The sequence below is a fragment of the Fructilactobacillus florum 8D genome, from assembly GCF_000512295.1.
GTDB lineage: Bacteria > Bacillota > Bacilli > Lactobacillales > Lactobacillaceae > Fructilactobacillus > Fructilactobacillus florum.
The window spans coordinates 43,756-54,269 of record NZ_ALXG01000008.1 but is presented as its reverse complement, the minus strand read 5'-3'; the positions used below and the strand labels follow the sequence as shown (position 1 = coordinate 54,269).

The following is a 10,514-nucleotide window of genomic DNA, read 5'->3' as shown; positions in this document are numbered from 1 at the left end:
CCGAGCACTTTAAAGTGCTCGGCTTTTTAGTTACCATTTTTTTCGATTCGCTGACGATAACGAGCCTCAAAAAACAAGGCTAAGCTTGCAAAAATCACTGGACCCAAAACCATCAATCCGCTGGTTAACCAGTCCCCCTTAAGAACAGGTGCTACAACTGTAAAGCTAATAGCTAATCCAACTGTTGCTAAGACTATCATCGTTGCTACGTAGGCCATCCAATCTTTCTTGAAAAATACAAAAGCAGTTGGAACTGGTTTACGCTTGCGAAACTGCCAAAAAGCAAACGCAATAAACAGATAGGGTAACGACATCGCCACATTTGTCATTGAAATTACCATTTGGAAAAAAATTTTGGCATTTTTACCGCCAAAAGCTACCAGTAAAATAAAAACTATCACAATCATGGCTTGCACCCTCATCGCATTAACCGGCAACCCATTTCGTTGTTTTCGTAGAAAGGTAGGCCAAATTTGTTTGGGGGTACCCTCAACTAATTGTTTGATTGGAGAGAAGATGACCGTCGTAAATGCACCGATTAACGCCAAAAACATCGAAAAACCAATATAGCGAGCTGACCACAACCCCATCTGAATGGCTACGGAATGAGAAAAGTGCAGTGCTAATCCAAGTTGGTAGCCAAAATTATTCATCGCAATAAAGGCTTCGTTCCCCAGATTAACTTTCGAACCATCGGCGGGATTAAACACCTGATTCCAATTTGTAAACATCCCAGTTACAAAAATCCCCAATGAATACACAATTGTAATTAACAAAGCACTAATTGCAACTCCGCGTGGAAAAGTCCGTTTAGGATTTTTAGTTTGATCCACTAAACCACTGATAATTTCAATTCCACCAAAAGCAAAGATGGCATAGACAGAAAAACTTAGCACGGAAATCCCGGTTACATACTGCGGATTAGGTGATTTAATCAAACTCAAGAAGCTAAGTGGTTCTAGTGGGTGTCCGTTTAATAGCAAGATTACCGCCCCACCACCAATTAAGATTGCGCTAGCTAGTAACATTGCTAAACCACCAATTGACGTAATTAGTTTGAAGCGTCCTAATCCCCGACTAGCAATTATAGTAATTACTATTACTAGACTGGCTGCTAAAATACCAAGCGTCTGCACGTCATTCAATCCCAGTAAATGCCATGTCTGTGTTTTATCGACTCCGAATATTGCCGTCGAAATCGGAATCCAAATAATTGAACTGGTATTTAACATCCATGTGATAAATGATGTATACCAAATTACAATTCCAACAAAGGCATAGCGGGGATTAACCGCCTCCGCCATCCACGTATAAATGCCACCTTGGGCATTGGGGTAAGCCGAGCCTAACTCCGCAACCATAAAGGCAAACGGCAGAAAAAAGCAGAGTGCCGCAACGATGTAAAAACCGATCGAGGCATAGCCCATCAAATAAAAGGCCCGCGGAATGTTGATAAAGTTGAAGATCGAGGTAAAGACCATCAAAACTAGCGACATGAGGGTTAACTGTCTGGTTTTCATATATTCAATTTTCTCCTAAAAGTTAAGTTAGCCGCATCTTACTTACCGGCTAGTTACTGGTTACAGTAATTCTTTAAACTCAGCTTTTGGTTTTTGTTCAATCTGCAGTAGGTAATCCTGCATTGCCTGATTCGTCCGAAAGTTTAGTTGTTTGGTTCCTCGACCGGTTACCCGGTGAAGAGGCAATACTAGCCAAACTGGCGAAGCTTGAAGAGCCTGTAAAACTACCTGCTGTGAAACCTTAGCTTCCGCAGCAAGAACTGCAACCGACTGAGTTTTTCCGTAGGGAATTGCCGCAATCCGTTGCCAGACCTCTTCTTCTTGGGGAGTTCCATTAACAAAGCTATCCCGATCTACCACAAATTCACCGGTTTTACCCTTTAGGTAACGTTTAAAGGATTTACGATAAGCATCCGTCACTTCGTGATCGTGAACATACTCAAAGGATTGAGCGTAAAAATTCAAAACTTGCGACAGCCCACATTCAGGAGAACTAACGAAGTTCAGTCCCTGTTCATTCACAGTATAGAAAACTTTGTGGCTATCAATATTTATTGCATCCCAGTATAGTCGTTGCATGGAACCCCTCCTTTCGTTAAGTGTTGCTTAATATTTTAGCACATCCTAAATGAAAAAAACAAAATAATTCTAAACCAGCCGGTTTTTCCGAATTTTACGCAACAATTCCAATCCCAGCGTTAAAATCCATGCAAGCAGTGAAACGAACAAAGCTCCTGTAAAATACCAAGGAGCCTGATAACTTACCACCATTCGATTTTTCCCCGTGGCGGCCCGCACTTGAATGGCTCCAATGTCCGATCGTCGATATTGATCAGGGGATAGATGCTCGTCTGTCTGGGTTTCGTGCAGTTCTTTGCCATTTAATCGCACCTGGGTGTCTCGATAAGCTACCATTGGAATCTGAACGACCCGAGCAGCTTGGTTATTCTTCCAAGTTAATTGCATGCTTCCATTTGCCAAAACTTGTTTGTGATAATTACGATTATTATCTGTAATTTGCTTTCGATATTGATCTTGTAACCCCGAAACCGTAGCCTGCTTAGTTGTATTGGGTAAATAGTCTGTAGTTGCTCGAATCACGTCATTTAATGGTGTTACCAAATTTGCAGCATGAAAATCTTGTTTAAGTCGCTGATTACTAATCCCACTCTGGTAAAAACCATTGGGAAATAGATGAGCCCCATAAACTCCAACTTGTGGAGCATGAGCTGTCATTTGCCAGTTGTTATCAAGTTGAATCTTTATGTTCTTGACTCCTAACATCAGTGCCATCACCGCTAACAAGCCAACCAGTGCGTAACTAGAATTTTTCAACAGTGACTGTGACCAATTTGCAATAAATTGATTCAGCGACAGTAAAAAGCCCGTCAACAATAACAAACCCGCAAAAGCCAAAAAGCGGGAGGGAAACTGCAAGAAATCCTGAAAATCAGGAAGAATTTTCCCGATCTGATTCCAAGGAAACAAAGTTGATGAGATTAAATAAAATAAGAATCCTACCGTAGTTAGCATCAAATTTAACTGGCTGCGCTTAAAATTAAAAATGATAAACAGACCCTGCAAGCTAATGATCACCATCAAAACAATTCCTAGTCCGCTTTGAGCTAAGTTAGTGGTGCTGAATTGAACCGCCCCATCGGCTAAATTGGTTACCCGAAAGGGAGGAATCAAACGATTATTAATAAATACGTTATAGAAAGCTGCAAAGTAATTGGCACTTAGTAAACAAGCTAAAATTACATTAGCAGCAACCTTTTTGAAATATGCCCATTTGGTTAATGACCGAATCCAGCCGACGATGAAAAAGGGTAGTAACATTAGAACCGTAATGACCGCACTTAAAACATGCGTTTCTAACAGTAGTCCCACCACAATTGCCAGGGTAAAGTGTACCTTGGCTGCTGAACCAGCCAACAAATCAATTGCTACCATTAATGCAAAGGGTAGCAACATCGCCCCCCAATCTAAAAAGGCGGAGCTCGTAATCCAGTATGTAATAAAATTCTGTGACAAATAAATAATCGCCCCAGCCACAGCTAACCCTTGATTAATTCGAAGTTTCCGAAATAAACCGTAAGCCCCTAAACCAGCAATTGTGAGGATCCCAAAGGCCGTTGTAATTTCAAACCAAAACCAACTTTTCGTTAAAAATAACAAAAATCCTAACAGGTAAGCCATATAAGGACCATACAAGGCATTAACAATCTGACCTGACTGTCGGTAGCCAAAGTTTGACATAAAGTAATTAAAATGGTGCGTTTGAAACTGCATTGCTGTGTCATAAATTCGATTAAAATGAAAGAACGTATCATAACCAATGATGACGTCGCCTGTTGCTAATTGAAGTGACAGCATAATCAAAACTGCTGCCATAATGATCAAAATCGCTAGTCCCGTCTGCCAATTTTTTCGCTCTACTTTCACATTCTTTTCCCCTTTAATGTAAATAAACAACGTTTGCCATTGTACAACAAAAAAACGCCTAGCTCCATCAATTAGATAGGCTAAGCGTTGATAGCATACTTTTTAGCTGCTACTGGTCACCGTGAATGGCGACTTGTTTGCTGTCTTTTAATGACAAAATACAAGACAACAATTCCATAAGGAACATAGGTTAACACCACCAATGCTGCCAAAATCATGACGAGTGGTGATGCGCGCCGTTGAAAATAATAAGCAGCAAAGAGAGCTAGACATAGTGGCGTAATCAAAAAATTAGCCAGCCGCCGTAATTTAAGTAGTTTTTGTTCAATTGCTTTTTGCTTCATTACCAACCATCCTCTGACTACTTAAATAATTTAAACCGTGCGTCATCAGCAATCATTGGTTTTATTTTTCCCGGCTGCTCTATGGAGCCGAAAACCATTTCGCCTCGTAACTGCCAGTGCTCCGGAATAGCAAACCGCTGTTTAACTGTCGCCGTAATCAGCGGATCATAGTGTTGCAAATTAACTCCCAATCCATTTGCTTCTAGCCCCGTCCAAACAGCGAACTGAGCATTTCCCTGTGCCTCTTCTGACCAATTGTATTCTTGATATTGATAGGTCGCTAATTTAGGTGTCTTAACGAGCTTTTGCACAACATCAAGATCGGTAAAGAACAAAATCGTTCCAAACGCTTTTTGAAAGGTACTGATTTTTGCTTTAGTTCGTAAAAATGAATCGGCCGGAATCTTCGCTGCTAATGCAGTAGCAACAATTTCCCATAAATCTTGGTGGGATTGATTAAATAAAACCGCGACCCGCACGGGCTGGCTATTAAAAGCCGAGGGAACTGCCCGAATCACGTCCTTAATGTAATCATAAATCTCTGCCTCAGAAAAATTAATCTGCTTTCCCAAAGCATAAACCGTCCGTCGTTGTTTGATTAGTTGTAAAAAAGACGTTTCCAAAATTTCAACTCCTATTTAAGTTGATTAATCGTTTTGCCAGTGGTCAATGCCTCATGAAAGTTTGCAAAACTAGTTTTAATCATATCTTTCATCGCTGGCTCGGTGTTAAAACCAACGTGGGGTGTCACAATTACATTCGGATAATTTTTCATAAGCTCTAGCAGATTTTTATCTGCAACTTGTTCCAATCGATCGAAGTGCTTACCAGAAACTCCGGTTTCAGCCGGAAGCACATCCGTTCCAAAACCAGCGATCGCCTGATCTGCTAAGGCTCCGTTAACCGCAACTGTATCCACTAATTCACCGCGAGCCGTATTAACTAAAACTGCGTTGGACTTCATTCTTCCTAATTCAGTCGCACCAATCATTAAATCATTGACGCCCGGTTCGTATGGTACGTGCAAAGAAACAATGTCTGACTGCATTAAGAGTTCTTCCAGAGTTACAAACGTCACGTTAGAATTTTCATTTTTATGCCGTTGATAACCCAAAACTCGTGCACCCAAATCATGATAGAGCTTCGCTTCTGCTGATCCAATGTGACCAACTCCAATAATTCCAACTGTTAGTTGATCAATTTCTTTAGAAAAATATTCTGGCGTGATTCGAAAATCCCCACTTTGAGTCATACTACTAGCAGCAAAGATATGTCTGGTCAAATCCAACCCTAACGTCATTGCTAATTCAGCAACTGCAAAGGGGGAGTACGAGGGAACATATGCAACCATAATTCCACGTGCGTTCGCAGCATCCACATCGATGTTATTGTATCCGGCAAACCGCGTAAAAAAATACTTAACGCCCATGTTTTTTAAAACTGCTAATAAATCAGCATCTGCCTGCGTGGTTCCATCGATTAGAACTCCTACTGAGTCCTGTGCAAAGCCTGCCGTTTCCTTGGTAAGTGGTTCGTTAATTAGCTGCAATTCAAAATCATAATGATTCAGTTCAGTATAATAATGTTCTTCAGATTCTTGCACATTATAAACAGTTATTTTAGCCACAATTAATCCCTCTTATTATCAACTAAATAAACCGGTTGTCCGGTTTTTAAGGTCTGTTCAAAGTTAGTAAAGCTAATTGAAATCATATCAGCAACCGCCTTTTCCGTATAAAATCCCATATGTGGCGTCACAATTACATTGGGATAATTAGCCATCAAAGCTTGGTCAATTTGATTAGGAACGGCAGCTAACGAGGTGAACTTATGATCCATAATCTCATTATCATCTAATAAAACATCGGTTGCATAACCACCAATGCGATGTTCCTGAATAGCTGTTGCCACTGCTTGATTATCAACTACCGGACCTCTAGCAGTATTAACCAAAATGGCATCGTCCTTCATCAAATCTAACTGCGGTCGACCAATCATGTTTTCGGTTTTCCCCGGAATAAAAGGAACGTGCAAAGAAACAATATCAGCCGTTTTTAACAACGTGTCTAAATCCGTGAATTCAACTGCTTGATTAGCTGGATCAGGGTGCCGCTGATATGCCAAGACCCGGGTTCCCATTGTTCGATAAAGCTTTGCTTCGGCGGTCCCCAGCTGCCCAGCGCCAACAATTCCAACCGTGGCATCATGAATTTCATTAGCAAAATAACTTTGCCGCCGGCGAAAATCACCTTGCTGTGTATTAACGACCGCTTGTGCAACCCGACGAAACATCGTCATCCCTAAAATAAAGGCTAACTCAGCAACGGCTCGTGGTGAATAACAAGGGACGTTGGCAACCTGCATGTTGTATTTAGCAGTTGCTGCTAAATCAATGTTATCAACTCCAACAACTCTGGTAAACACATACTTAATCCCATAATCATGCAACTGCGCAATGATTTTTTCATCGGCGTCATCCCCTGCTGTAAGTAGGACCGCATCGGAATCAGCCGCTTTGCTAATCGTGGCTGGGGTAAGCCGATCTCCAACCAGATTAATGTCATAATTATTTTGATTGAGCTTAGCAAATAAAGGTCGCTCGACTTCACGAACGTGATAAACTGTAATTTTAAACATGCTTACTCTCCCTAATTGTGATAACTATTACTTTAATTATAGGTTAGTTAGCGGGAGAATGGCAAGGATTTGCCGAAACTCATCACTAAATCAATTGTTCACAATTTCGCTACAACCTTAGCTAGTTCAGCGATCCTTGTGATAATCCCAACGGTGCTCTTTTTTGGTTCCCGGCAAATTCAGTCTCTAAATATATAACGAAACCCTCGCCAATTATTACAATTAGAATAATTGGCGAGGGTTTCGTTTAGAAAAAACCATGCTTACCCACGCAGCGAGTCTGCAGTTAAGCTACAAAGTACGACTGATTAAAACCTAGCAGTCCCGTTTTATGGCAAGATCGTTTTTACATAGGGAATTTTTTTCAGTAAATAAACCGCCAATCCACAAAGTACATATGTAAAAATTGGCATTACCAACAAATCTAACCAGCTAGTATATGCTGTCCCCGTTAAAACAAAAAACAATTTCAAGAAAAATGGATGTAAAATATAGACTCCCAAGCTTAAAGACGATAGCGCCGCGAGGACTTTTTGAACTTGTCTTCGTTGAAAGAACCCTAATTTAGTCCCTAGCTTTTGTAAAAACACCGCTGCGCCGATGGTATAAACAAACAGTAAAGGACCACCGTATGAACCTAAATTTGCCAAGAGTGGATCGAGATTAAATTTAACAGCGAGTCCTGCTAATAACAACATGATCCCAATGGAAACTCCTCCAAATACTGCCAAATATTTTAATGTCACCGGTTTAAAATAGCCTACGCGAAGCAGATAACCCATCATGAAAAAACTAACGTAATTTGTAGCATTTAGGGGAAAAAGATATTGATTAAGCGTCAGATGCCAGCTGTTATTATTAAGATAAATAATTAAAAAACTTACCACAAAATCCAGACAAACCCAATAAAACATTAAATTAAGATGATCTTTAACCAATACCGACAGGATTGGAGTGATAAGATACAAAGTAATCATGCAGTAAAAAAACCAGAATGCTCCATTAATATCTCCTGATAAGAATGTTGTCAAAAAATTTAATAAACTTGGTTTTGCTACTGTAAAATTCACATTCGGCAAGGGATTCCTGAGAAAGCCCCCGACCAAGTAATAGATGACGCTCCAAAAAACGAAGGGAAGCACTACCCGGTGAATCCTTTTGTTTAGAAAAGTTTTAGTAGAATATTTTTCTCGGTAGTCTAACAGCGTTGCTCCAGAATTCATGATAAACAAGAAAACCGCTGGAGCAAAAATGTTACGCAATAGCGCACTACTAAGCTCAAGCGAAGCGCTTCCCTTATTCCATGAGGAATGAATCACTAGAACCCCAAAAATGGCAAGCACATTTATTAAGTCGACGTATACTAATCTTTTTGGTTTCTCCATCAATCCATTCTCTCTCCTAGTATCAGTAGGCGGCATTCGGTTTAATCATTACCTTAACGGTACCTAATAAAATCTTTAAATCAAACAGCAAACTACTTTTTTGAATGTACTCCAAGTCTAAGCGCACCGCACCGGCGAAATCTGTATCATTACGCGCTGTGACCTGCCATAAACCCGTACAACCTGGGACTACATAGAGACGTTGGGCATCATATTTACTATATTTTGCGACTTCACTGGGAAGCGGTGGTCTGGGTCCAACTAACGACATGCTTCCACCAATCACATTTAGTAACTGCGGTAGTTCATCTAAACTATACTTGCGGATAAATTTACCTACCCGAGTAATCCGCGGATCATCTTTCATTTTAAACATAGCTCCATGGATTTCATTTTTCTGCTGTAGTTTTGCTAAATAGGCATCTGCATTAGGAATCATTGACCTAAATTTATACATATGAAAAGCTTTTCCGTTTTTTCCAATTCGTTTTTGAATATAGAATACGCGACCGTGCGAGCCGTCAAATTTAACCATTATAATCAAAATTAACAATAACGGGCTCAATCCCAGCAATCCTAAAATACTAAGAACAATATCGGCAATTCGTTTAATGCCAAAGTATACTGGACGATGCTGGACTGCTTTTCGATCTAGCCAAATTTCATTTTTGGAATTACCATTTGCCAATATTTTCACCATACTTTTCGTCAAATTGCTTTGCCCGGTCTTCACCGTCGCTATAAGTTTAAACATTCTAATTATAGCAAAAACAAGCCAATTTTAAAAACCACCCTCCTTTAATTGGCAACAAAAATCCAATTATAAGCAAAAAGCTGTTCTCCATGTCATGAAGAACAGCTTTTGGTCTAGATTTAACTAACATTTTCATTGATTTTGTTGTGAAATTTCCGCGTATAAATCACAATTAAAGTTAGCCCGGCTACGATAATTCCCATCATGATTAATTTAAAATCATACCCTGGAATTTTATCTAAGTTAACTCCCGAAAGAATACTGATATTTGCCTGGTAGCTATTAGGAAGTGGCAAAATATAATAGAAAAATTGGTATGGCGCAGGTAAAAGCTGTACTGGCATAATGGCACCAGAAACCAAGGTTTGAACGAGTGCCAGCGGTAGATTAATTAAAATACCAATCCGACCCAATAAGAAAGTAAAGAGACTAACAAACTGAACCGATATAAATGTCATTAGTACATTTTGAAGATACATTTGGAAAAAGACCGCTGTACTAGCATGAACCAACTGTTTAAAAATCAACAATCCAATAATTGGTCCCACTACTGAAATAATTACAAAGGCTCCTTCATACATCAAAAAGGCTTGTAGCCGACTACTTACCTTCAATAGAGCATTCTCAAACTGAGAAAACATTAAGATCGCCGCAGACATCACACTAATAAAGCAACCTAGAGAAATTAACATAACGCCAATAATAATTGCTAAATTAGCACTACCCTTTTTACTAATATGATCAGTTTTCGGCTGCACTGGATTCGACTGCACATATTTTTCCGCCTGTTTTTCAATCCCCTGCGTGACCTGTTGTGTGATCTGCTGTTGCGTGGCTACTCGAGCTTGTTGATTAGCCACCACAGATGGATTTTGCGCAGCGACCTGTTGCATTTTTTCCTGAATTAATTGTTTCCCCTGCGTTTGGAGCAACATCTTCGTAATCACTTGGATGTTCCCAGCGCGAGCTAATTCGGTATTTAATGAATTTACCACGGCGGACTGAACTTCGCTCGCAATCCGTAGGCTGGTTTCGTCATCATATGGGTTGGTAATAAACTTCAGCGGAATTCGCTCACCTTGCATAATCTTTTTAGTGGTGTTCGCTGGGATTTTAATTACCATTAAATTCTTTTTATTGCGTAAATCTTTCGTTGCCTGATCTACATCACCATATTTTTTTACAGTCGGGCTCTGGTGTTGTTTTTCAATCCCCGTTTTGATGCCCTGCGCAATCTTTTTTCCCTGTGAACTATGATCCTGGTTAACCAAAGCCACCTTAGTTCGATCAACGTGATCAGTAACATGCTGATAGCCTGGAATATACACGATTGACATAATGATCTGATAAATAATCACAAAGATAATCGATGCAATCGTTAATTTGCTGGTTAAAAACTCCTTAAAATTCATAATTTCCCTCACCTACT

10 protein-coding genes are annotated in these 10,514 nt (G+C 40.0%); all 10 read right to left on the bottom strand.

The genetic code is table 11. From position 1 onward, the window contains the following. Positions 1–26: 26 nt before the first annotated feature. Positions 27–1,520 carry a glutamate/gamma-aminobutyrate family transporter YjeM gene (gene yjeM / locus B808_RS00470; protein ID WP_035421262.1) on the bottom strand — a complete coding sequence of 498 codons (1,494 nt, stop codon included), beginning with the start codon at positions 1,518–1,520 and terminating at the stop codon, positions 27–29. 60 nt (positions 1,521–1,580) lie between these two features. Further along, positions 1,581–2,099, bottom strand: coding sequence for an MGMT family protein (locus B808_RS00465; protein WP_009166991.1), 519 nt, complete (start codon positions 2,097–2,099; stop codon positions 1,581–1,583). A gap of 69 nt (positions 2,100–2,168) precedes the next feature. Further along, a complete protein-coding gene (locus B808_RS00460; RefSeq protein WP_035421260.1) occupies positions 2,169–3,965 on the bottom strand; it encodes a glycosyltransferase family protein in 1,797 nt (598 codons plus the stop codon). A 116-nt stretch (positions 3,966–4,081) separates the two neighbouring features. Then, positions 4,082–4,309 carry a hypothetical protein gene (locus tag B808_RS00455; protein ID WP_009166989.1) on the bottom strand — a complete coding sequence of 76 codons (228 nt, stop codon included), beginning with the start codon at positions 4,307–4,309 and terminating at the stop codon, positions 4,082–4,084. Between the two features lie 17 nt (positions 4,310–4,326). Further along, positions 4,327–4,932, bottom strand: coding sequence for a nitroreductase family protein (locus tag B808_RS00450; protein WP_009166988.1), 606 nt, complete (start codon positions 4,930–4,932; stop codon positions 4,327–4,329). An 11-nt stretch (positions 4,933–4,943) separates the two neighbouring features. After that, positions 4,944–5,936, bottom strand: a complete 993-nt coding sequence (locus B808_RS00445; protein WP_035421257.1) for an NAD(P)-dependent oxidoreductase — start codon at positions 5,934–5,936, stop codon at positions 4,944–4,946. A 2-nt stretch (positions 5,937–5,938) separates the two neighbouring features. After that, the gene (locus B808_RS00440; RefSeq protein ID WP_035421255.1) at positions 5,939–6,946 is read right to left on the bottom strand and encodes an NAD(P)-dependent oxidoreductase; all 1,008 of its coding nucleotides are present in this window, start codon (positions 6,944–6,946) and stop codon (positions 5,939–5,941) included. A 329-nt stretch (positions 6,947–7,275) separates the two neighbouring features. Next, on the bottom strand, positions 7,276–8,331 hold the full coding sequence (locus tag B808_RS00435; RefSeq protein WP_035421253.1) for an acyltransferase: 1,056 nt from the start codon (positions 8,329–8,331) through the stop codon (positions 7,276–7,278). A gap of 22 nt (positions 8,332–8,353) precedes the next feature. Further along, positions 8,354–9,031, bottom strand: a complete 678-nt coding sequence (locus tag B808_RS00430) for a sugar transferase (RefSeq protein ID WP_035421272.1) — start codon at positions 9,029–9,031, stop codon at positions 8,354–8,356. Positions 9,032–9,204: 173 nt separating this feature from the next. Further along, complete coding sequence (locus B808_RS00425; RefSeq protein WP_035421251.1) at positions 9,205–10,497, bottom strand: ABC transporter permease; 1,293 nt, start codon at positions 10,495–10,497, stop codon at positions 9,205–9,207. Between the last annotated feature and the right edge of the window lie 17 nt (positions 10,498–10,514).